This window comes from Mesorhizobium sp. LjRoot246 (assembly GCF_964254115.1).
Taxonomy (GTDB): Bacteria; Pseudomonadota; Alphaproteobacteria; order Rhizobiales; family Rhizobiaceae; genus Mesorhizobium.
This window is the reverse complement of record NZ_CAXUSN020000001.1, coordinates 3,937,269-3,958,911: the sequence shown is the minus strand read 5'-3', so window position 1 is coordinate 3,958,911 and position 21,643 is coordinate 3,937,269. Positions and strand designations below refer to the sequence as shown.

Sequence of the window (21,643 nt, the reverse complement as noted above, 5' to 3'; positions counted from 1 at the left end):
CTGATCCGGCCAAACTGGGGGAAAATGCGGGGGAAACAATGACTTACAGCCTAATCCCAGCGCTCGTGTTCGGCTATCTCCTGGGCTCGATTCCGTTCGGGCTTCTGCTCACCCGCGCGGCTGGCCTTGGCGATGTGCGCAACATCGGCTCGGGCAACATCGGCGCCACCAATGTTCTGCGCACCGGTAACAAGGGCCTTGCCGCCGCGACGCTGCTGCTCGACGCGCTGAAGGGCACGGCCGCCGTGCTGATAGCAGGCCATTTCGCGCCTGAGTTGGCGATCTGGGCCGGTCTCGGCGCCTTTCTCGGTCATCTCTTCCCGGTATGGCTCGGATTCAAGGGCGGCAAGGGGGTCGCAACCTATCTTGGCGTGCTGATCGGTCTTGCCTGGCAGGTGGCGCTGATCTTCGCCGTCGTCTGGCTGGTGATGGCATTCCTCTTCCGTTATTCCTCGCTTGCGGCGCTGACGGCGGCGGTCATCGTGCCGATCGCCCTCTATTTCATGAGCACACCGCAGAATGCCGGGCTGTTCGTAGTGATGAGCATCATCGTTTTCATCAAGCACAGGGAAAACATTTCACGCCTGCGTGCCGGCACCGAGGGCAAGATCGGAGCCAAGGGATGAGTGAGCCGACCGCCGGTCCGCGCCTCAGCGACCGGCAGCGGCTGAGCTGGCTACGACTGATCCGCACCCAGAATGTCGGCCCCGCCTCCTTTCGCGACCTGATCAATCGCTTCGGTTCGGCCGAGGTGGCGCTGGAAATACTGCCGGAACTGATGATTTCAGGCGGCGCCAACCGGATCGCCCGCATCCCTTCCGTCGCCGAAGCCGAGGCCGAACTGGAAGCGGCCCGAAAGGCCGGCGCGCGCTTTGTCGGCATCGGTGAAACAGACTATCCGCCGCTGTTGCGCAGCATGGACCATCCGCCGCCATTGCTGGCGGTAAAAGGCAATGCCGCTGCCTTCCGACTGCCCGGCGTCGCCATCGTCGGCGCGCGCAACGCATCGCTGGCAGGCATCAAGATGGCGCGCATGCTGGCGGCCGATCTCGGCCGCGACGGCTACGCAATCGTCTCCGGCCTGGCGCGCGGCATAGACACGGCGGCGCATCAGGGCAGTCTTGCGACCGGCACGATCGGAGTGCTGGCCGGAGGTCTCGACCTGCCCTACCCGCCTGAAAATGCAGACCTGTGCGATGAGATTGCCGAGCGCGGCGCCGTCATTTCGGAAATGCCCTTGGGCTGGCAGCCGCGCGCCCAGGATTTTCCGCGCCGCAACCGCCTTGTCGCGGGTGCGGCCCTTGGGCTGGTGGTGGTCGAGGCAGCGCAACGTTCGGGCTCGCTGATCAGCGCCAGGCTTGCCGGCGAAATGGGCCGACTGGTCTTCGCCGTGCCCGGCTCACCGCTCGATCCACGCGCCGCAGGCTGCAACGGCCTGCTCAAGGATGGCGCCACCCTGGTCACCGAGGCATCGGACATTGCCAGGGCGATCGCCCCGCTGACGGGCATGCGAGCGCGCGATGTGCCGCCGTTCGAGGAGCCGCCCGACTTCTCGGCCACTGCACCGCCCGGCGAAAGCGACCGCGCCCGCGTCATAGAGGCGCTTGGACCCACGCCAGTGTCGATCGACGAGATCATCCGCCACACCGGCCTGCACCCGGCCCAGGTCTTCATGGTGCTCTTGGAACTCGACCTCGCCGGCCGGCTCGAGCGTCATGCCGGAGGCAATGTTTCGCTAGTGTTCGGGGATTCTTCCGTCTGACCGACACCTCCGGTGTGACGCTGTTCGCTTCCCGGCAAGAAGATTCGCCCACGTCATGCGGGGGGCAGAAAATTCGCACCAACCCGATTTACAACTGACATGTTAGTGGGATATCACTGCCTTCGAACTTCTTTCGGAGACCCCCGGTGACATCACGCTTTGGCCTTTCAGCCGCCCTTGCCACGCCTTTCGATGCCTCTGGGCAGATCGCCACCGCCCTCATGGTCGCCCAGGCCAGGCGTTGCCTGGCTGAAGGGTGCGGCAGCGTTACGCTTTTCGGCACCACCGGCGAAGGCGCGTCGGTGGGTACCGCGGAACGGCGTTCGGTGACCGAAGCCATGCTGGCTGCCGGCATCTTGCCGCATCAGCTTGTTGCCGGCGTGCTTGTCGATGCGGCTGAAGACGCCGCTGAACAGGCACGGCATGCCTTGCAACGAGGCGCCCGCAACATTCTGCTGGCGCCGCCGAGCTACTTTAAGAATGTCGGCGACGATGGCCTTTTCGGCTGGTTTTCCGCCGTCTTTGCCGCGCTCGGTCCCCTCGCCCGTGGCGTTCTGCTCTACAACATCCCGTCTGTCACCACGGTGCGGCTCTCGCTTGACCTGATCGGCCGGTTGCGGACCGCTTTTCCGGACGTGGTCGCGGGGGTCAAGGATTCCGGCGGGGACTGGGACTACAGCGAGGCGCTGCTCGGCGCCCATGGCGATCTGGTGATCCTGATCGGTGACGAGCGGCATCTGGCACGGGCGGTGCGAATTGGTGCTCAAGGCGCAATCTCCGGCATGGCCAATTTCGTTACCGGCGAAATCCGCGCCATGGCCGAAGACGGGCGCGACGATACAAGCGTCGAGCGTTTCGTGCTCGAATTGCTCAAATATCCGGTCACGCCGGCGGTGAAGGTCATGGTGGCGCGCAAGACTGGCGACGACCGCTGGCTGGCGGTTCGCCCGCCGCTGGAGCCGATCGCTTCGCAGGGGCGCCAACAGCTTGCCGAAGCCTATGACAGGTTGTTTGCCAGGGAATCAGCCTGACCGGCAAAGGGATACGCGCTGAAATGGAAGACGGCAGCGAACCGACCACCCTTAGGGAAAAAGCCTATGCCAGCTTCACGCGGCATTTGCTGGCCCGGGATCTGCTGCCCGGCCAGTTCGTATCACAGCGGGAGCTGGTAGCCTTCACCGGCCTGCCGCTCGGCGCCATTCGCGAAATCGTGCCGCGTCTCGAGGCCGAAGGGCTTCTGACGACGATCCCGCAGCGCGGCATGCAGATCGCCCACATCGACATCAGCCTGATCCGCGAGGCTTTTCAGTTCCGCCTGTTCATGGAGCGCGAAGCGGTAGCGCTGTTCACCGCCAGCGCTTCCGATGACGAACTGGCCCGCCTGCGGCGCGAACACGAGGAGATGCTGGCGCAAGCCCTTTCACAGGCGCCGACGCCGGAAATGGAAGCCAGGGCGCAGAGCATCGACTGGGCGATGCACGACACCTTCATCGATGCGCTGGGCAACGAGATCATCGCCAAGGCCTATCTGGTCAATTCGGTGAAGATCCGGCTGATCCATCAGGAGCGCTTCCGCATCGACGGGCGCGTCGTGCCGGTCATGCGTGAGCATCTTGCGGTCATCGAAGCCATGGAAAGCCGCGACCCGCAGAAGGCGGTCGAGGCGATCAGCCTGCACATCGACAAGGCGCGCCGGCTGGCGCTGCAAATCTGAGGAAGCATGAGCCGCGCCGCGGTCGCGGCGCAATCGACAACGACAGCAACCGGGAGGAAGAAATGTCGTCCAATCTGCTTAACCCAACCAGGAGGCAACTCCTCCAGGGAACCGCGGCACTTGCCGCCGCCGGCCTTGCGGGCGTTCGCCCGGGCTTTGCCGCCGGCGTCGACTGGAAGCGCTTTGCCGGCACGATGCTCGACGTCAATCTGGTCAAAAGCCCGCGCAGCGACACCCTCATAAAATACCTCGCCGAGTTCGGGGAACTGACCGGGATCAAGGTCAATGCCGAGGCGACGCCCGAGCAGCAGCAGCGCCAGAAGACGGTGATCGAACTGAGCTCCGGCAAGCCGAGCTTCGACGTCGTGCATCTGAGCTACCATGTGCAGAAGCGGCAGTTCGAAAAAGGCGGCTGGCTGGCCGACATATCAGGCTATCTCGCCGACCCAACCCTTACCGATCCGGGGCTGGTCGAAAGCGATTTCGCCGATGCCGGCATGCTGTTCGCCAAGGACGGCCAGGGTGTGCTGCGCTCGCTGCCCTTCTCGGTCGACTACTGGATCGTCTACTGGAACAAGGAGCTGTTCGAGGCCAAGGGCCTCAAATATCCCGAAACCTTCGAGCAGCTGGTGGCCGCGGCCGAGGCGCTGACCGACCCGTCGACCAACACCTACGGTTTCGTCGCCCGCGGCATCAAGAACGCCAACACGCCGGTGTGGACATCGCTCATGCTCGGCTACGACATGACGCCACTCGATGGTCAGGGAAAGCTGCGCACGACGTCGCCCGAGGCGATCGAAGCCGCCAGCCTCTACCAGCGGCTGATGACCAAATCCGCGCCTCCAGGGGTTACCGGCTTCAACTGGGCCGAAGCGCAGTCCGCCTTCCTGCAAGGCAAGATCGGCATGTGGTTCGATGGCGTCGGCTTTGCCCCGCCGATGGAAAATCCGGAAAAATCGCGGGTGGTCGGCAAGGTCGGCTATGGCGTCATGCCCAAGGGTCCCAAGGCGCACGCCGCGGGCACCTTCGGCGACGGCATCGGCGTGACGGCCGCCAGCGAGAAGAAGGAAGCCGCCTATCTGTTCTGTCAGTGGGCGGTGTCGCCGGCCATGGGCGCGCGCCTGCTGCAGGCAGGCGCCGGCGTACCGTTCCGCAAATCGGTGCTTGAAGATCCGAAGGTGCGCGAAGGCGTCACCATGCCGGCGAGCTGGCTCGATGCGGTGGTCGGTTCCGGCAATGTCAGCCGGCTGTCGCTGCCGGTCATCATCCCGGTCACCGAGTTCCGAGACATCTATGGCGTGGCGTTGACCAATTTGATCGCCGGCGCCGATCCGGCCGAGGAGCTGAAGAAGGCCACCGAGCAATTCCAGCCGGTCCTCGACAGGAGCGAGCAAGGCTGATGTCCGCCACCACCCCAGAACGCACCGGGGTGACGACGCAAGCCATCGAAGGGAGTCAGACCATCCGGCTGGCTCCCAACTACTGGCCTTTCGTCGTTCCGGCGCTCGTCGTCGTCGGCGCCGTGATCGTCTTTCCCTGGGCCTTCACGCTGTGGATGAGCGTCAACCGCTGGACGCTTGGCCAGTCGCGAAGCTTTGCCGGGATGGAGAATTACCTGCGGCTGGCTTACGACCAACGCTTCTGGGAATCGCTTCTCCATACGTTGAGCTACACCTTCCTCTCGGTCGCCGCGCCGATGCTGCTCGGCACCATCGCCGCCCTGATCTTCGACGCCAGGTTTCCGCTGCGTGGCCTGCTGCGCGGCGTCTTCGTGATGCCGATGATGGCAACGCCCGTCGCGGTGGCGCTGGTCTGGACCATGATGTTCCATCCACAACTCGGCGTGCTCAACTATCTTCTGTCGCTGGTCGGCATCCCGGCACAGGAATGGATCTTCAACGCCAACGCGGTCATCCCGTCGCTGGTTGCGGTCGAGACCTGGCAGTGGACACCGTTGGTGATGCTGATCGTGCTCGGCGGCCTGGCGTCCGTACCGCGCGAGCCGTTCGAAAGCGCCGAGATCGATGGCGCCAATGCCTGGCAGCAATTCCGCTACCTCACTTTGCCGATGATCGCGCCGTTCCTGATGATCGCGGTGATCATCCGCACCATCGACGCGCTGAAGAGTTTCGACATCATCTACGCGATGACCCAGGGCGGGCCAGGCACGGCCTCGGAAACCATCAACATCTATCTCTACAACACCGCCTTCTCCTACTACGATATCGGCTATGGCTCGGCCATGGCCGTGGTGTTCTTCATCGTCATCGTCGCCCTGTCCTTCATCCTCCTGATGTTGCGCCAGCGCTCCCAGTGGATCGGCGTGGAGGGCAAATAGATGAGTTCACGGCTGCTCAACCAGATCGGGCTGTTTTTCGCGGCTCTGGTCTTCGTCTCGCCGGCGATCCTGTTCTTCCTCTGGATGATCTCGCTGTCGTTGAAATTCGAGATCGACAACGGCGCCTACCCGCCGATCCTGATCCCTGAACATCTCGCCTGGTCGAACTATGCAAAAGTGTTCGAGGAGAACAATTTCCTGCTCTATCTCTGGAATTCGGTTCTGGTGACCGGCACGGCGACGCTGCTGGCGCTGCTGATCGGCGTGCCGGCCGGCTATGGCATCGCGCGGCTCAAGGCCGAGCGATCGGCGGTCGTCATCATGATCGCCCGCATGACGCCGGGGCTTTCCTATCTCATCCCGCTGTTCCTGCTGTTCCAATGGGTCGGCATTCTCGGCACGCTGTGGCCGCAGATCATCATCCATCTGGTGGTGACCGTGCCGATCGTGGTCTGGGTGATGATCGGCTATTTCGAGACCACGCCGATGGAACTGGAAGAGGCCGCCAACATCGACGGCGCCAGCTCCTGGCAAGTGTTCCGGCTGGTCGCTTTGCCCATCGCCAAGCCGGGCATCGTGGTCGCCTTCATCCTGTCGGTCATCTTCTCATGGAACAATTTCGTCTTCGGCGTGGTGCTCGCCAGCCGGGAAACGCGCACGCTGCCGGTCGCCGTCTACAACATGCTCTCCTACGAGCAGGTAAGTTGGGGGCCGCTCGCCGCCGCCGCCCTTGTGGTGACATTGCCGGTGCTGGTCCTGACCATGTTCGCGCAAAGGCAGATCGTTGCCGGATTGACCGCAGGCGCCGTCAAGGGCGGCTGAGAGAGCGCAGTCCGACATCACACTTTTTTCGAGGAAAACCCAATGGCATCGGTCACAATCAACAACGTGCAGAAGGCTTTCGGAACAGCCAAGATCATCCACGATGTCAGCGTCGATATCGCCGATGGCGAGTTCGTCATCCTGGTCGGCCCATCGGGCTGCGGAAAGTCGACGCTGCTGCGGATGATTGCCGGACTTGAAACGATCTCGGGCGGCAGGATCGCCATTGGCGATCGCACCGTCAACAATCTGCGGGCGCGCGACCGCAACATCGCCATGGTGTTCCAGAACTACGCGCTCTATCCGCATATGACGGTGGCCGACAATATGGGCTTTGCCTTGAAGATCAAGAAAGCCGATCCGGCCGACACCGCCAGCCGCGTCGGCAGGGCCGCCAGCATCCTGGGTCTCGACAAGCTGCTCGACCGCTATCCGCGCCAGCTCTCCGGCGGCCAGCGCCAGCGCGTCGCCATGGGCCGCGCTATCGTGCGCGACCCGCAAGTCTTCCTGTTCGACGAGCCGCTGTCCAATCTCGACGCCAAATTGCGCGTCCAGATGCGCGGCGAGATCAAGGCACTGCACCAGCGGCTGGGCACCACCACCATCTATGTCACGCATGATCAGATCGAGGCCATGACCATGGCCGACAAGATCGTCGTGCTGCATGACGGCCTCGTCGAGCAGATCGGCGCCCCGCTCGATCTTTACGACCGCCCGGCCAATCTCTTCGTTGCCGGTTTCATCGGCTCGCCGGCAATGAACTTCATTGCCGGCCACGTTGAGGAAGGCGTCTTCCGCAGCGCCGGCGGGCTGACCCTGCCGCTGCCGGAAGGCATCAACCTGGCAAAAATTCCCGCAGGCGAACTTACCTATGGCATTCGTCCCGAACATATCCGAGCAACGACTTCTCAGGGTATTGCCGGCACGATCGCGCTTCTGGAAGCCACGGGTTCGGAAATCTTCGCCAAGGTCGACTGCGCCGGCGAGGAAATCTCCTGCCTATTCCGGGAGCGGCTTGCGCTGAAGCAAGGCGCACAGATGCGGATCGAGATCGACCGCGCATGCGCTCATCTGTTCGACGCCAAGACCGGTCGGCGATTGTAGCGCAAAGGTCTGATATCCCGGCGCAAAGGTCCCAAGCGGCGGTTCGCCCTTGCCACGTGCGTTCCTTGGCAGCAATCTCGGCCCAAGGAGCCGCTATCGGTTGGATGTCGGCGTCCCAGGATTTTGCCATGACTCGCGATCAGATGCTCGCCCACCTTCGGTCCGCCGACGCCGTCGCGCGCGAGGCGACGGCACATGGGCATCATCCGTTCGGTTGCGTGCTGATCGGGCCGGACGATCGGGTGCTGATGCGGCAGGGCAATCTCGACACGGTGCGCCATGCCGAGACCGAGATCGCCCGGCGCGGCGCGGCTGCCTACGCGCCGGAGTTCCTGTGGCAATGCACGCTGGTCTCGACCTTCGAGCCATGCGCGATGTGCGCCGGCACGATGTATTGGGCCAATATCGGGCGGCTGGTCTACGGGTGCGATGAGACCAAGCTCCTGGCGCTCACCGGGGATCACGCGGAGAATCCGACGATGAGCCTCTCTTCGCGCACCGTACTCGGCTCTGGCCAGAAAAAGATCGAGGTCTTTGGCCCCTTCCCCGAGATCGCGGACGAGCTGCTCGCACCGCACCGCGATTTCTGGAAGCGCTGATGGCTTCGTGCCGGTTGGAATTTCTTATAAGCGCGATGGGATTCGAATCCATCATCCACTGACTGAAAATTCGTCAGCAACTTAACAAAATCAAGGGCTTATAGAATCAACGGTCCGAAGTCGTACGATCTTGTCGCATCGTTGCCCATGGTGAGATTTTTAGAAAGTCGCACGGACCGCGAAAAGTCGCACAGTTGATGCCTTGTTCAAGGCTAAAAAAGCTCTAAGTGGCTGATATTTAACGTTAAAGCTGTGGTGAGCGCGATGGGATTCGAACCCATGACCTACTGATTAAAAGTCAGTTGCTCTACCGGCTGAGCTACGCGCTCCCGCGGGCGCGAAAGGCTACCCTCGAAATTGCGCGGAACATAGGGAGAGTGCCTCGACCGGTCAACCGGAAAAAGAGGGTTCGCAAACACGGGCGGCTTGGCCCCTGTCGCGACACTCGCCCGCCGTGGCGTCGGTGGGAAAATAGCCAAGGAGCGCTGCCATTTCTGCCCAACAGCGGCATGCAGTCTGGGGAACAATTGTATGCGCCGCTCGTTTTTTCAGCACAGGGACGTCCGCCAAACCATCGAGGAGAAGACCAATGAACAGAATCACAACGAGCCTGCTGGCGGCCACTCTTTCGGCCACATTCGTTGCGGCGGAGACGGTGCCGGTTAACGCCCAACCGAACTATATGCCGCAATCCCAGGTCGCGGTGCCGGATGTGCAAACAGTCCAGTATCAGGAGTGGCGCAAGAACCGCTACAATCGCACCTTTTCGCGTGACCGCAATTTTTCTCGCAATCGTGGCGCCTATTGGAACGGTCATCGCGGCTATCGTGAATATCATCGCGGCTACCGCCGTCACGGCGATTATTGGTTCCCGCTTGCAGCCTTTGCCACCGGTGCGCTGATCACCGGCGCGATCATCAACAACGAAAACAACCGTGTCTATGAAGGCAACTCGCACGTTCAGTGGTGCTATGACCACTATCGCAGCTACCGTGCTTCGGACAACACGTTCCAGCCGAATTACGGCCCCCGCAGGGAGTGCCGCTCGCCTTACTGATTTGGGTGCGTGGAAGTAGTTGATAGTGCTGCATTGAAGGCCCATGCCAGAAGTGGCACGGGCCTTTCTTTTCGGTCACTCCGCCCAACTGATGCTCTTGATGATGTAGTAACGCGCATCGCCCTTCCGCGCTCGGTGAGCGATATGCTCCAAGGGCGTCGCAAATTCGAACTGCCACAGCGCTCAGTTCCCAACCAAGCACTTCCAGGTCATCGTCCGCATCCCGAGCATAAGACTGGGCCAGTTCATCGATGCTGTTCGTCTCGCCGAAGGATCGAACCAGCTTTGCGTCGATCATGACATCGTCGGGCCAGTTTGAATTTGCCCAAGCCCAGAGCCAACTTTGTGACTTGGCGCTCGTGGAACCGGCGATCTGGACCTCTGCGGTCACTTTGACGTTCCCGTCTTTGGCAAACAGAAGTCTTCTGGTCGCTATGTCATAGTCGTAGCGAGACCAGTGACCGAGGCGGAAGTCTTTCTCCAAGCGGTCATTCTTGACCTTCAGTTGTTTGATGGCTTCTTCGCGCCAAGCTGGATACCAATCGGGCTTCATTTCTCTCGTCCCAAGACCCTGATGGCTAGTTATTGCACGCTCAGCGTCCGTCGCACAGCATCGCGCCAACCCGCGAGCTTGGCTACGCGTACGGAGCCATCCATATCCGGTTGAAACCTCCGCTCCAGCGCCCAGCTTTTCGCAAACTTCTTGGCATCCGGCCACGCGCCCGCTTTAGAGCCGGCCAGCCATGCGGCACCGAGCGCGGTCGTCTCCAGAATGGTCGGACGGTCAACTGGGGCATCGAGAATGTCGGCCAGCCGCTGCATGGTCCAGTCCGACGCCACCATGCCACCGTCGACCCTGAGCACGGTCTTGGCCGACGCGCCCTTCCAGTCCTTGCGCATGGCGTCGAGCAGGTCGCGCGTTTGGTATGCGACGGATTCCAGGGCGGCGCGGGCAAACTCGGCCGGACCGGAATTGCGCGTCAGTCCAAAAATGGCGCCTCGTGCTTCGGCATCCCAGTGCGGTGCGCCGAGCCCGACGAAGGCCGGCACCAGATAGACGTTTTGCGTCGGATCAGCCTCCGCTGCCAGTTTGCCACTGTGCTCGGCCTTGCCGATCACCTTGATGCCATCGCGCAGCCATTGCACGGCCGCCCCAGCAATGAAGATCGAGCCTTCCAGCGCATAGGTGGTCTTGCCGTTCATTCTGTAGGCAATGGTGGTCAAAAGCCGGTTCTTCGAGCGCACCAGGTCGCTGCCGGTGTTGAGCAGCGCAAAGCAGCCTGTGCCGTAGGTAGACTTCATCATGCCCGGCTCAAAGCAGGCCTGGCCGATGGTCGCCGCGTGCTGGTCGCCGGCAACGCCGAGGATTCTTATCTCGGCGCCGAAGAGGTTTTTCTCCGTGATTCCATAGTCATCGGCGCAGTCTTTTACCTCGGGAAGGATTTTTGCCGGGATGTTCAGTATCGACAGCAGTTCGTCGTCCCAGGCATTTTTCTCGATGTTGTAGACCAGCGTGCGCGAAGCGTTGGTGGCATCCGTGGCGTGAACCTTGCCGCCGGTCAGACGCCAGATCAGAAAGCTGTCGATGGTGCCGGCGAGCAACTCGCCCTTCTCGGCACGACGCCGCGCCCCTTTTACCTTGTCCAGCATCCAGGCGATCTTGGTGCCGGAAAAATAAGGATCGAGCAGCAGGCCCGTCTTTTTGGTGAATGTCTTCTCGAGCCCCTGCTTCTTCAATTTCTGGCACAGAGTCGCGGTGCGCCGGTCCTGCCAGACAATGGCATTGTGGATCGGTTTGCCGGTAGCCCTGTCCCAGATGACGACGGTTTCGCGCTGGTTGGTTATGCCGAGCGCGGCCACTTCGGATGCGTTCCGGCCGGCCTTTTTCAGCGCCGCCTTCACGGTCGTCACCACGCTCGCCCAGATATCCTCGGGATCGTGCTCGACCCAGCCAGAGGCAGGATAGTGCTGGGTGAATTCCTTCTGCCCGCCGCCGGCAACCTTCATATCGCCGTCGAACAGGATCGCCCTGGTCGAAGTCGTGCCCTGGTCGATGGCAAGGATGTATCCGGTCATTCTGCCTCCCCGCTTAGTCTTTTACACAAACAAGGGAGACGGCAAGATGCCGCCTCCCCCTATTCTCATGATGCGGGCGCGAACGCCAACACCAGGTTATTTCTGCCAGCTCTTCACCAGTTCGTCGTAGTTGATGGTGATCGGCTTTTCCTTCTCGTTCTCGATCTTCAGCTGAGGAGCGAGATTGCCTTTCTTGACCGCGTCGGCGTTCCAGTAGGCGAGATCATGCTCTTCGGCCATCTTCGGGCCGATATCGCCCTGGACGCCCGACTTCTCGATGCGGCTCATGACCTTTTCCTGCTCGCCGCAGAGCGAGTCCATCGCTTCCTGCGCCGTCTTGGCACCCGACGACGCATCGCCGATCGCCTGCCACCAGAGCTGTGCCAGCTTCGGATAGTCAGGCACGTTGGTGCCGGTCGGCGACCACTGGACGCGGGCCGGCGAGCGATAGAACTCGATCAGGCCGCCGAGCTTCGGAGCCCGCTCGGTGAAGCTCTTGTCGTGGATCGTGCTTTCGCGGATGAAGGTCAGGCCGACATGGCTTTTCTTCACGTCGACGGTCTTCGAGGTGACGAACTGCGCGTAGAGCCAGGCGGCCTTGGCGCGGTCGGTCGGCGTCGACTTCATCAGCGTCCAGGAACCGACGTCCTGATAGCCGAGCTTCATGCCGTCCTTCCAGTAGACGCCATGCGGCGACGGCGCCATGCGCCATTTCGGCGTGCCATCGTCGTTCAGCACCGCCTTGGCGCCGGCATCGACCATCGAAGCGGTGAAGGCGGTGTACCAGAAGATCTGCTGGGCAACCGCACCCTGTGCCGGAACCGGGCCGGATTCGGAGAAGGTCATGCCCTGCGCTTCCGCCGGTGCATAGGCCTTCAGCCAGTCGAGATACTTCTGGATCGAGTACACGGCGGCCGGGCCGTTGGTGTCGCCGCCGCGCGCCGTGCAGGAGCCGACCGGACGCGAATTCTCGTCGACCTTGATGCCCCATTCGTCGACCGGCAGGCCGTTCGGGATGCCCTTGTCGCCATTGCCGGCCATCGACAGCCAGGCGTCGGTGAACCGCCAGCCAAGCGACGGGTCCTTCTTGCCGTAGTCCATGTGGCCATAGACCTTCTTGCCGTCGATCTCGCGGCCGGTGAAGAATTCGGCGATATCCTCATAGGCCGACCAGTTGACCGGCACGCCAAGGTCGTAGCCGTACTTGGCCTTGAAGTCCGCCTTGTTCTTCTCGTCGTTGAACCAGTCGTAACGGAACCAGTAGAGGTTCGCGAACTGCTGGTCGGGAAGCTGGTAGAGCTTCTTGTCGGGCGCGGTCGTGAACGAGGTGCCGATAAAGTCCTTCAGGTCGAGATTCGGATTGGTGACGTCCTTGCCCTCGCCCGCCATCCAGTCGGTCAGGTTGCGCACCTGCTGGTAGCGCCAGTGGGTGCCGATCAGGTCGGAATCGTTGACCCAGCCGTCATAAAGATTCTGACCGGTCTGCATCTGGGTCTGGATCTTCTCGACGACGTCGCCTTCCTGGATGACGTCATGCGTGATCTTGATGCCGGTGATGGCGGTAAAGGCCGGCGCCAGCACCTGCGATTCGTACTGGTGGGTGGCGATGGTTTCCGAAACGACCTTGATGTCCATGCCGGCGAAAGGCTTCGCGGCGTCGATGAACCATTGCATTTCGGCTTCCTGGCCGGCGCGGTCGAGCGTCGAAAGCGGACCGATTTCCTTGTCCAGGAAAGCCTTTGCCTCGTCCATCCCGGCATAGGCATTGCCTGCCCCGAGCAACAGGACAAGGGCAGTCGTTGATGTTAAAAATTGCCGTCGCATGTGTTTCCTCCACAGTTTTAAGGTTTCAAGCGCGATCTGGAGCGGCCGCCGGCACGCGGTCGCTCCAACAGTTTCCCCCTCTATACGTAGCGGAACACGCCGACGGCGTAGACCACGGAGAGAGCGAGAGCCCACCACAGGTTGGATCCGACAAGACCCAACCAAGCGAGATGGATAAAGGCGCTGCCAAGCAGCGACAGGAAAAGACGGTCGCCGCGCGTCGTCTCGAAGCGCAGCACGCCGACGCGCGGATTGCCGCCCGGCGAGGCGTATTCCCACGCCGCCATGCCGCACAGCAGCAGAAGAATGGTCCCGAAAAAGGCCGCCGTCGGCCATGTCCACGCCATCCAGGTAAGGTCGAAATTCATCGTCATACCCTCCCCAGGGCAAAGCCCTTGGCGATGTAGTTGCGGACAAACCAGATGACGAGCGCCCCTGGGATCAGCGTCAGCACGCCGGCGGCGGCCAGCAGACCCCAATCCATGCCGGCTGCCGAAACGGTGCGGGTCATGGTGGCGGCGATCGGCTTGGCGTCGGTTGTGGTCAGCGTGCGAGCGATAAGCAGTTCCACCCACGAGAACATGAAGCAGAAGAAGCAGGCGACGCCGATACCGCTGGCGATCAGCGGCATGAAGATCCTGACGAAAAAGCGCGGGAAGGAATAGCCGTCGATATAGGCGGTCTCGTCGATTTCCTTCGGCACGCCCGACATGAAGCCTTCGAGGATCCACACGGCCAGCGGCACGTTGAACAGACAGTGCGCCAACGCGACCGCAATGTGGGTGTCGATCAGACCGAAGGCCGAGTAGAGCTGGAAGAACGGCAGAGCGAACACTGCCGGCGGCGCCATGCGGTTGGTCAGCAGCCAGAAAAACAGGTGCTTGTCGCCGAGGAAGCGGTAGCGCGAGAAAGCATAGGCCGCCGGTAGCGCGGCGGCCACCGAGATCACCATGTTCATCACCACATAGGTGATCGAGTTGATGTAGCCCGAGTACCAGGACGCATCGGTGAAGATGGTGACGTAATTGGCGATCGTCGGCTGATGCGGATAGAGCGTCAGCGAGGAGACGATCTCGGCATTGGTCTTGAAGCTCATGTTGATGAGCCAGTAGATCGGCAGCAAAAGCACGATGATGTAGAGCGTCGGTACGATCCACCACCAGCGCGATTCCTCGCCGCGACGGCGCATCAGCCGCGCGATCTGGTCCTGCGACATTGCGCTGGCAAGTCCTTCGGAAGCCGTCGTTTCGCTCACTCTGTCCTGCCTCGTCGTTCTTTCGTTGGCGCCACTCATCTCAGCGCTCCGCGTCGTAGTTGGTCATCACGGTGTAAAACACCCATGACAGCAGAAGGACGATGAGGAAGTAGACCAGCGACATGGCCGCGGCCGGACCGAGGTCGAACTGGCCGAGCGCCGTCTTGACGAGGTCGATCGACAGGAACGTCGTCGAGTTGCCGGGGCCGCCGCCAGTGACGACGAAGGGCTCGGTGTAGATCATGAAGCTGTCCATGAAGCGCAGCAGCACGGCGATCAGCAGCACGCGGTTCATCTTCGGCAACTGGATGTAGCGGAACACCGCCCAGCGTGAGGCGCCGTCGATCTTGGCCGCCTGGTAGAAGGCGTCAGGTATCGAAACCAGGCCGGCATAACAGAGCAGCACGACGAGGCTGGTCCAGTGCCAGACATCCATGACGATGACGGTGACCCAGGCGTCGAAAGGATCCTGCACGTAATTGTAGTCGAAGCCGAGCGCGTTGACGTAGTAGCCGAGCAGGCCGATGTCGTTGCGCCCAAAGACCTGCCAGATGGTGCCGACGACGTTCCACGGGATCAACAGCGGCAGCGCCATCAGAACCAGGCAGACCGGCACGCCCCAGCCCTTTTTCGGCATGTTGAGCGCGATGAAGATGCCAAGCGGCACTTCGATGGCGAGGATGATGAAGGAGAAGATCAGGTTGCGGACCATCGCCTCCCAGAAGCGGCTGGAAGACAGCAGTTCCTCGAACCATTCGGTGCCGGCCCAGAAGAAGACGTTGTTGCCGAAAGTGTCCTGCACCGAATAGTTGACGACGGTCATCAGCGGGATGACAGCCGAGAACGCCACCAGCACAAGCACCGGCAGCACCAGGAACCAGGCCTTGTTGTTCCAGGTCTTTTCCATCTATGCCCCCATCTCGACGCGCCAGGAATCGGCATAGATGTTGATGCCGGCCGGGTCGAACCGCACCTTCGGTTCTGCGGGCACGGTCTCGTCCTCGCCGATGACGGCCGCAATCTCGCGGCCTTCGAGCTTGGCGCGCACCACTTTGTGGCGGCCGAGATCCTCGACCTTGCTGACCTGCACGGCCATGCCGTCGCGGCCAAGTCGGACATATTCGGGACGGATGCCAAGCTCGATGGCGCCGCCGCCTGCTTTTGGTGCACCCGGCAGTTCGATGCGCTGCGAGCCGAGCGTCGCCGTCTTGCCGTCGATGGCCACCGGCATGACGTTCATGCCGGGCGAGCCGATGAAATAGCCGACAAAGGTGTGGCGCGGCCGTTCGAACAGTTCGGCCGGCGAGCCAATCTGGACGATGCCGCCATCATACATGACCACAACCTGGTCGGCGAAGGTCAGAGCCTCGGTCTGGTCGTGTGTGACATAGACCATGGTGTAGCCGAAGCGGCGGTGGAGCTGCTTCAGCTGCGAGCGCAGCACCCACTTCATATGCGGGTCGATGACGGTCAGCGGCTCGTCGAACAGAATGGCGTTGACGTCGGAGCGCACCAGCCCGCGGCCGAGCGAAATCTTCTGCTTCTGGTCGGCGGTCAGGCCCCTCGCCTTCTTCTTCGCCCAGGACGCCAGGTCGATCATCTCCAGCGTCTCGCGCACCTTGCGGTCGACATCGGCTTCCGGCACGCCGCGGTTGCGCAGCGGGAAGGCCAGATTGTCGTAGACGGTCATGGTGTCGTAGATAACCGGGAACTGGAACACCTGTGCGATGTTGCGCTCCTGCGTCGACAGGGTGGTCACGTCCTTGCCGTTGAACAGCAACTGGCCGTGCGAGGGGTGCAGCAATCCCGAAATGATGTTGAGCAGCGTGGTCTTGCCGCAGCCGGACGGGCCGAGCAGCGCATAGGCGCCGCCGTCCTCGAAGGTGTGGTGCACTTCCCTGAGCGCAAAATCGGCATCCTTCTGCGGGTTCGGCAGGTAGGAATGCCTGACATGGTTGACGTCGATGCGTGCCATCTCTTTTCCCTCAAGCCGCCAGCTTCGGCGCGGCCATGGCGCGGCCGTGTTCGTCGAAGACCATGATGTGGCGCGGATCGATGAACACCTCGACCTCGGCGTCAGGCTCGAAGTCGCGGATGCCGTGGGTCAGCATCACCCAGCGCGCGTCGGCGAAATCGAGATGGATAAAGCTTTCCGAGCCGGTGATCTCGGTGATCGTCACCTTGGCGCGCACCGGCACCGCGGCGGCGTCGGGCCGGTCGAGCGACAGATGATGCGGCTGAAAACCGATCGTGTAGTTCGCGTCGGCAATGCCGGCGAGACCGGCCGGCACCGGCAGGTTCACGCCGCCCTCGAGCAGGAAGTCCCGGCCCTTCTTGGCGAGCACGATGGTGTTGAGCGGTGGATCGGAAAACGTCCTGGCCGTCACCAGGTCGGCCGGCTTGCGGAAGACGTCGATGGTCGGTCCGAACTGGGTGATGCGTCCTTCGGAAAGTGTCGCCGTGTTGCCGCCGAGCAGCAGCGCCTCGTGCGGCTCGGTCGTGGCATAGACGAAGATTGTGCCGGCAGCGGCGAAAATCCTCGGCAGTTCGGCGCGCAATTCCTCGCGCAATTTGTAGTCGAGATTGGCGAGCGGCTCGTCGAGCAGCACCAGGCTGGCATTCTTGACGATGGCGCGGGCCAATGCGGTGCGCTGCTGCTGGCCGCCGGACAGGCTGAGCGGCGTGCGGTCGAGATAGGGGGTCAGCTTGAGAAGTGCCGCGGCATTGCGCACTTCCTTGTCGATCTTCGCCTGGTCGGTTCCCGCCACCCTGAGCGGCGAGGCGATGTTCTCATAGACGGTCATCGCCGGATAGTTGATGAACTGTTGGTAGACCATGGCGATCTTGCGCTTCTGCACCGGCACGCCGGTGACATTCTGGCCGTCGAACCAGATCGAACCGGAGGTCGGCACATCGAGGCCGGCCATCAGCCGCATCAGGCTGGTCTTGCCGGACAGCGTCGGTCCAAGCAGCACGTTGAGCGAGCCATGCTGGAGTGTCAGCGACACGTCGCTTATATGCTCGGCCGCGCCGACCGTCTTGGTGACGTTTCTCAGTTCCAGCATGACGCCTCCTCCCAGGCCTTGCGCATCAGCTCAAACCCCTCTTCATTCGGCAGCCGCGACATGCCGCCGGCTTATGCCGCGCATGAATTCGTCAAGCGATGCCACTTGCTCGCGGCTGAGATGCAGACCGCGCTTGGTCCGGCGCCACAATACATCTTCGGCGGTGACAGCCCATTCGTTTTGAACGAGATAGCGCACCTCGGCCTCAAAAAGATCGGCGCCGAAGTTACGGCCCAGATCGGCATTCGACTTGGCCAGCCCCAACAGCATCCTTGCGCGAGTGCCGTAGAGCCGGGTTAGCCGGCGGGCCAGGCGCGCATCGAGGAACGGATAGGCGGTTTTCAGTTTCGCCACTTCGGCATCGAAACCGGTGGCCGGGAAATCGCCGCCCGGCAGCGGTGCGTTTACCGTCCACGGCTTGCCGCGCTTGCCTAGAAAACCTTCGATCTTTTCCAGCATCGATTCCGACAGCCGGCGATAGGTGGTGATCTTGCCGCCAAAGGCGTTGACGATCGGAGCAGCGCCCTCGCCGCCATCGGCCTTGAGCACATAGTCGCGTGTCGCTTCCTGCGCCTTCGAGGCGCCGTCATCATAGAGCGGGCGGACGGCCGAATAGGTCCAGACGATGTCCGAACGCTTGACCGGTTGCGCAAAATATTCGCTTGCGGCGGCGCAGAGGTAATCGATCTCGGTGTCGCTGATCTTCACGTCATGCGGATCGCCGGGATAATCCCGGTCGGTGGTGCCGATCAGCGTGAACTCATCCTCGTAGGGAATGGCGAAGATGATGCGGCCATCCTTGTTCTGGAAGAAATAGGCGCGCGGATCGTCGAACTTCTTGGCGATGACGATGTGGCTGCCCTGCACGAGGCGGACATTGTGCACGTCGTTGAGGCCGACAACGCCAGAAAGCACATGATCGACCCAGGGTCCGGCGGCATTGACCAGCAGCCGCGCCTTGACCTCCTCGGTCTCGCCAGTCTGCAGGTCCTCGATCTGGATTGTCCACAAACCGTCTTCGCGGCGCGCGCCGACCACTTTCGTGCGGGTGCGGATCGTCGCGCCGCGATCGGCGGCATCACGCGCGTTCAGCGCCACCAGCCGCGCATCGTTGACCCAGCCATCCGAGTATTCGAAGGCCTTTTTGAACAGCGGTTTCAAAGGTTTGCCGGCCGGATCCCTAGCCATGTCCAGCGTCCGGGTCGCGGGCAGCAATTTGCGGCCGCCAATGTGGTCGTAGAGGAAGAGACCGAGCCTGATCAGCCAGGCCGGACGCAGGCCCTTGGCGTAGGGCAGCACGAACCGCATCGGCCAGATGATGTGCGGTGCGTTCTTCCACAGAACCTCGCGCTCCATCAGCGCCTCGCGCACAAGGCGGAATTCATAGAATTCGAGGTAACGCAGGCCGCCATGGATCAATTTGGTCGAGCCCGAGGAGGTTCCGCTGGCAAGGTCGTTCATCTCAGCGAGAAAGACGGAAAAACCACGCCCGACCGCATCACGGGCGATACCGCAGCCATTGATGCCGCCACCTATGACGAAAATGTCACGGATCGGAGATGCGTCCACAAATTCCTCCAGCGATTTCGCATTGCACCATTTTTGGGCTTTTACGAAACCGTGTCGGAATTATTTCGAAATGATAACGAATGTCAAACGAAATATCACGACGGCGTGATACCGGTCCAAAACTGCTTAGGTAAGCGACGTCTCGATCAGTTGAACCTCGGCTTCCTGGCAGATCTTGCGGACCGACGGGATGTCGCAACGGTCGGTGATGAAGGTGTTGACCTGCGACAGATGACCGATGCGCACCGGTGCGGTTCGCTCGAATTTGGTCCGGTCGGAAACCAGGATGACATGCCTTGCATTGGCGATGATCGCCTGCGCCACCTTGACCTCGCGAAAATCGAAGTCAAGCAAGGCGCCGTCATGGTCGATGGCGGATGCGCCGATCACTGCATAATCGACCTTGAACTGCCTGATGAAGTCGACCGCCGCCTCGCCGACCACACCGCCATCGGAACCGCGCACGACCCCGCCAGCGATCACCACCTCGATCGACGGATATATCCGCATCCTATTGGCAACATTGATGTTATTGGTGATGACCATGAGTCCGTTGTGATCGAGCAGCGCCTTGCTGACCGACTCGGTCGTGGTGCCTATGTTGATGAACAGCGAGGCATTGTCGGGGATCAGCCTGGCGGCCGCCCGGCCGATCGCCTCCTTCTCGTCGGCGGCGATCTTGCGCCTTGCCTCGTACTCCATGTTCTCGATGCCGGACGGGAACAATGCGCCGCCATGGATGCGCGAAAGCAGACGTTGATCACAGAGGTCGTTGAGGTCCTTGCGTATGGTCTGTGGTGTCACATTGAAATGCGTGGCCAGATCCTCGACCAGCACGCGACCATGATCCTTGGCCATCTGGACAATTTCGGCATGGCGTGGCGACAGATACATAAGCAACCTCCCGTTTTCGTTTTTCTTGTCTATAGTCGAAAACGAAACCGATGGAAAGGCATAAGCCGGCTAATGAAATCAGCGGCCCAAGCCACGTGCGATTTCAGTAATGACGACGAAGGCCATATCGACATCGGCGGCGGTCGCCTCGAACTGGCCGACCTGGAAACGGATTGCTATCAGTCCATCGACCCTGGTCTGTGTCAGGTAGATTCGGCCATCATCGTTGATCGTATTGACCAGCCGCAGATTGTGCGCGTCCGCATCGATGCCAGACGCGGCCTCGTGCCGGAACGAGAACAGCGACAGCATCGGTTCGCTGACGATCTCGAAATCCGGTTCCTTTGCCAGCCGCGCGGCAAGCCCTTCGCTCCACGCGACATGGTTGCGGATCATCGTGCGCAGGCTTTCCAGGCCGTGAGCGCGCAGCAGGAACCACAATTTCAGCGCGCGGAACCGCCGGCCGAGCGGTACCGACCATTCGGAATAATTGATGATCCCGTCATGACCGTGTGTCTTCAGATAATCCGGCTTGATGGCCAGCGTCCTGACATGGCTTTCGGGGTCGCGTAGGAATTGGATCGAGCAGTCGAACTGGGCGCCCAGCCATTTGTGCGGATTGAAGACGACCGAATCGGCACCTTCAACGCCTGCCCAGAAATGCCGATACTCCGGACAGATCATCGCCGATCCTGCCCAGGCCGCGTCGACATGAAGATAGAGGCCATGCCGCCGCGCCACCTCGGCAACCGCCGCGATGTCGTCGGTGCCGCCGGTGCTGGTGCCGCCGACGCAAGCGATGATGCCGGCTGGCAGCATGCCGGCTTCCCGGTCGGAGACGATTGCCGCTTCGAGCGCTGCCGTATCCATCGTGCGAAAGCGGCCGCCGACAGGAATGCGCACGAGATTGTCCTCGCCGATGCCCGACACCCAGATCGCCCGGTCGATCGACGTGTGAACCTGATCGGAGGAATAGATGCGCAGCCGCGCCTGCCCTGCCAGGCCCTGTTTGTTACCTTGCCAGTCGAGCGCGCGTTCGCGCATGGTCAGCACCGCGGCAAGCGTCGCCGACGAGGCTGAATCCTGGATCACCCCGGAAAACCCTTCGGGCAGGCCGAGCGCCTGTCGCATCCAGTCAACCGTGCGCGTCTCGAGTTCGGTCGCCGCCGGCGAGGTCTGCCAAAGCATGCACTGCGCGGCCATCGCCGAAACCAGATATTCCGCCACCACCGAAACCGGCGCCGCATTGGCCGGGAAGTAGGCGAAGAAGCGCGGATGCTGCCAATGCGTCATTCCAGGCAGGATCTTCTCTTCGAAGTCGGCGAAGATCCTATCCATCGGTTCGGCGTCTTCGGGCGGCGAAGCCTCTATGCTTCTAGAAATGTCGCCCGGCTCGACCAGTGGCCGAACCGGCCGCTCGCGTAGCGTGTTGCGATAGTCGGCGCCCCAGTCGGCGGCGCGCCGCGACCATTGCCGGAAATCGTCGTTGTTCATCGTGTCCTCCCGACATGATTTCTCGCCGTCGTTCGTCACGGCTGGTCTTCAAGGTTCGATATTATTTAAC

20 protein-coding genes, 1 tRNA gene and 1 pseudogene are annotated in these 21,643 nt (G+C 61.8%); 10 read left to right on the top strand and 12 right to left on the bottom strand.

What is annotated here, in order from left to right:
* The first annotated feature begins 38 nt into the window (after positions 1-38).
* From plsY to ACSQ3L_RS19115, 9 genes are all read left to right on the top strand, one after another.
* Positions 39-626 carry a glycerol-3-phosphate 1-O-acyltransferase PlsY gene (gene plsY / locus ACSQ3L_RS19155; protein WP_436161367.1) on the top strand — a complete coding sequence of 196 codons (588 nt, stop codon included), beginning with the start codon at positions 39-41 and terminating at the stop codon, positions 624-626.
* The gene (gene dprA / locus ACSQ3L_RS19150; protein ID WP_436161366.1) at positions 623-1,762 is read left to right on the top strand and encodes a DNA-processing protein DprA; all 1,140 of its coding nucleotides are present in this window, start codon (positions 623-625) and stop codon (positions 1,760-1,762) included. The genes plsY and dprA overlap by 4 nt, the downstream gene beginning before the upstream one ends.
* A gap of 146 nt (positions 1,763-1,908) precedes the next feature.
* Positions 1,909-2,793 carry a dihydrodipicolinate synthase family protein gene (locus tag ACSQ3L_RS19145; RefSeq protein WP_436161365.1) on the top strand — a complete coding sequence of 295 codons (885 nt, stop codon included), beginning with the start codon at positions 1,909-1,911 and terminating at the stop codon, positions 2,791-2,793.
* Between the two features lie 23 nt (positions 2,794-2,816).
* Positions 2,817-3,476: a GntR family transcriptional regulator gene (locus ACSQ3L_RS19140; protein ID WP_064995846.1), complete on the top strand. Its 660-nt coding sequence runs from the start codon at positions 2,817-2,819 to the stop codon at positions 3,474-3,476.
* A 62-nt stretch (positions 3,477-3,538) separates the two neighbouring features.
* A complete protein-coding gene (locus ACSQ3L_RS19135; RefSeq protein ID WP_436161364.1) occupies positions 3,539-4,876 on the top strand; it encodes an ABC transporter substrate-binding protein in 1,338 nt (445 codons plus the stop codon).
* Positions 4,876-5,814 carry a carbohydrate ABC transporter permease gene (locus ACSQ3L_RS19130; protein WP_436161363.1) on the top strand — a complete coding sequence of 313 codons (939 nt, stop codon included), beginning with the start codon at positions 4,876-4,878 and terminating at the stop codon, positions 5,812-5,814. Before ACSQ3L_RS19135 ends, ACSQ3L_RS19130 begins: the two co-directional genes overlap by 1 nt.
* Positions 5,815-6,636 (top strand): carbohydrate ABC transporter permease, encoded by an 822-nt coding sequence (locus tag ACSQ3L_RS19125; protein WP_056587473.1) that lies wholly within the window; start codon positions 5,815-5,817, stop codon positions 6,634-6,636. It abuts the gene before it with no gap.
* A gap of 42 nt (positions 6,637-6,678) precedes the next feature.
* Positions 6,679-7,740, top strand: coding sequence for an ABC transporter ATP-binding protein (locus ACSQ3L_RS19120; protein WP_436161362.1), 1,062 nt, complete (start codon positions 6,679-6,681; stop codon positions 7,738-7,740).
* 128 nt (positions 7,741-7,868) lie between these two features.
* Positions 7,869-8,339 carry a nucleoside deaminase gene (locus tag ACSQ3L_RS19115; RefSeq protein WP_436161361.1) on the top strand — a complete coding sequence of 157 codons (471 nt, stop codon included), beginning with the start codon at positions 7,869-7,871 and terminating at the stop codon, positions 8,337-8,339.
* Between the two features lie 253 nt (positions 8,340-8,592).
* On the opposite strand, the gene ACSQ3L_RS19110 is transcribed toward ACSQ3L_RS19115, so the two are convergent.
* Positions 8,593-8,668: transfer RNA gene (locus ACSQ3L_RS19110), tRNA-Lys, on the bottom strand.
* 260 nt (positions 8,669-8,928) lie between these two features.
* On the opposite strand from ACSQ3L_RS19110, the gene ACSQ3L_RS19105 reads away from it, so the two are divergent.
* Positions 8,929-9,396, top strand: a complete 468-nt coding sequence (locus ACSQ3L_RS19105) for a BA14K family protein (protein WP_436161360.1) — start codon at positions 8,929-8,931, stop codon at positions 9,394-9,396.
* A gap of 166 nt (positions 9,397-9,562) precedes the next feature.
* Here the strand turns inward: ACSQ3L_RS19105 and ACSQ3L_RS19100 are convergent.
* From ACSQ3L_RS19100 to ACSQ3L_RS19050, 11 genes and pseudogenes are all read right to left on the bottom strand, one after another.
* Positions 9,563-9,949: pseudogene (locus ACSQ3L_RS19100) on the bottom strand (DUF6882 domain-containing protein); the annotation flags it as partial.
* Positions 9,950-9,978: 29 nt separating this feature from the next.
* Positions 9,979-11,472, bottom strand: coding sequence for a glycerol kinase GlpK (glpK, locus tag ACSQ3L_RS19095; protein WP_436161359.1), 1,494 nt, complete (start codon positions 11,470-11,472; stop codon positions 9,979-9,981).
* A gap of 96 nt (positions 11,473-11,568) precedes the next feature.
* Entirely contained in the window at positions 11,569-13,296 is a 1,728-nt protein-coding gene (locus ACSQ3L_RS19090) for an ABC transporter substrate-binding protein (RefSeq protein ID WP_436161358.1), read from the bottom strand.
* An 80-nt stretch (positions 13,297-13,376) separates the two neighbouring features.
* On the bottom strand, positions 13,377-13,664 hold the full coding sequence (locus ACSQ3L_RS19085) for a DUF2160 domain-containing protein (RefSeq protein ID WP_127258932.1): 288 nt from the start codon (positions 13,662-13,664) through the stop codon (positions 13,377-13,379).
* Between the two features lie 2 nt (positions 13,665-13,666).
* Positions 13,667-14,590: a carbohydrate ABC transporter permease gene (locus ACSQ3L_RS19080; protein WP_436161357.1), complete on the bottom strand. Its 924-nt coding sequence runs from the start codon at positions 14,588-14,590 to the stop codon at positions 13,667-13,669.
* Position 14,591: 1 nt separating this feature from the next.
* Positions 14,592-15,458 (bottom strand): carbohydrate ABC transporter permease, encoded by an 867-nt coding sequence (locus ACSQ3L_RS19075; RefSeq protein WP_436161356.1) that lies wholly within the window; start codon positions 15,456-15,458, stop codon positions 14,592-14,594.
* Complete coding sequence (locus tag ACSQ3L_RS19070; RefSeq protein WP_436161355.1) at positions 15,459-16,526, bottom strand: ABC transporter ATP-binding protein; 1,068 nt, start codon at positions 16,524-16,526, stop codon at positions 15,459-15,461.
* A 10-nt stretch (positions 16,527-16,536) separates the two neighbouring features.
* Entirely contained in the window at positions 16,537-17,616 is a 1,080-nt protein-coding gene (locus ACSQ3L_RS19065) for an ABC transporter ATP-binding protein (RefSeq protein WP_436161354.1), read from the bottom strand.
* A gap of 42 nt (positions 17,617-17,658) precedes the next feature.
* The gene (gene glpD / locus ACSQ3L_RS19060) at positions 17,659-19,185 is read right to left on the bottom strand and encodes a glycerol-3-phosphate dehydrogenase (RefSeq protein ID WP_436161353.1); all 1,527 of its coding nucleotides are present in this window, start codon (positions 19,183-19,185) and stop codon (positions 17,659-17,661) included.
* 126 nt (positions 19,186-19,311) lie between these two features.
* On the bottom strand, positions 19,312-20,079 hold the full coding sequence (locus tag ACSQ3L_RS19055; protein ID WP_436161352.1) for a DeoR/GlpR family DNA-binding transcription regulator: 768 nt from the start codon (positions 20,077-20,079) through the stop codon (positions 19,312-19,314).
* A gap of 78 nt (positions 20,080-20,157) precedes the next feature.
* Entirely contained in the window at positions 20,158-21,573 is a 1,416-nt protein-coding gene (locus tag ACSQ3L_RS19050; protein ID WP_436161351.1) for a pyridoxal phosphate-dependent decarboxylase family protein, read from the bottom strand.
* Positions 21,574-21,643 lie beyond the last annotated feature (70 nt).

Bases quoted from the DNA above. Each gene is read 5' to 3' on its own strand.
- dprA (WP_436161366.1), top strand. From the start codon at position 623: ATGAGTGAGCCGACCGCCGGTCCGCGCCTCAGCGACCGGCAGCGGCTG.
- ACSQ3L_RS19130 (WP_436161363.1), top strand. From the start codon at position 4,876: ATGTCCGCCACCACCCCAGAACGCACCGGGGTGACGACGCAAGCCATC.
- ACSQ3L_RS19075 (WP_436161356.1), bottom strand. From the start codon at position 15,458: ATGGAAAAGACCTGGAACAACAAGGCCTGGTTCCTGGTGCTGCCGGTG.
- ACSQ3L_RS19055 (WP_436161352.1), bottom strand. From the start codon at position 20,079: ATGTATCTGTCGCCACGCCATGCCGAAATTGTCCAGATGGCCAAGGAT.
- ACSQ3L_RS19140 (WP_064995846.1), top strand. From the start codon at position 2,817: ATGGAAGACGGCAGCGAACCGACCACCCTTAGGGAAAAAGCCTATGCC.
- ACSQ3L_RS19085 (WP_127258932.1), bottom strand. From the start codon at position 13,664: ATGAATTTCGACCTTACCTGGATGGCGTGGACATGGCCGACGGCGGCC.
- plsY (WP_436161367.1), top strand. From the start codon at position 39: ATGACTTACAGCCTAATCCCAGCGCTCGTGTTCGGCTATCTCCTGGGC.
- ACSQ3L_RS19050 (WP_436161351.1), bottom strand. From the start codon at position 21,573: ATGAACAACGACGATTTCCGGCAATGGTCGCGGCGCGCCGCCGACTGG.
- ACSQ3L_RS19080 (WP_436161357.1), bottom strand. From the start codon at position 14,590: ATGAGTGGCGCCAACGAAAGAACGACGAGGCAGGACAGAGTGAGCGAA.
- ACSQ3L_RS19125 (WP_056587473.1), top strand. From the start codon at position 5,815: ATGAGTTCACGGCTGCTCAACCAGATCGGGCTGTTTTTCGCGGCTCTG.
- ACSQ3L_RS19135 (WP_436161364.1), top strand. From the start codon at position 3,539: ATGTCGTCCAATCTGCTTAACCCAACCAGGAGGCAACTCCTCCAGGGA.
- ACSQ3L_RS19070 (WP_436161355.1), bottom strand. From the start codon at position 16,526: ATGGCACGCATCGACGTCAACCATGTCAGGCATTCCTACCTGCCGAAC.
- ACSQ3L_RS19120 (WP_436161362.1), top strand. From the start codon at position 6,679: ATGGCATCGGTCACAATCAACAACGTGCAGAAGGCTTTCGGAACAGCC.
- glpK (WP_436161359.1), bottom strand. From the start codon at position 11,472: ATGACCGGATACATCCTTGCCATCGACCAGGGCACGACTTCGACCAGG.
- ACSQ3L_RS19090 (WP_436161358.1), bottom strand. From the start codon at position 13,296: ATGCGACGGCAATTTTTAACATCAACGACTGCCCTTGTCCTGTTGCTC.
- ACSQ3L_RS19065 (WP_436161354.1), bottom strand. From the start codon at position 17,616: ATGCTGGAACTGAGAAACGTCACCAAGACGGTCGGCGCGGCCGAGCAT.
- ACSQ3L_RS19115 (WP_436161361.1), top strand. From the start codon at position 7,869: ATGACTCGCGATCAGATGCTCGCCCACCTTCGGTCCGCCGACGCCGTC.
- ACSQ3L_RS19105 (WP_436161360.1), top strand. From the start codon at position 8,929: ATGAACAGAATCACAACGAGCCTGCTGGCGGCCACTCTTTCGGCCACA.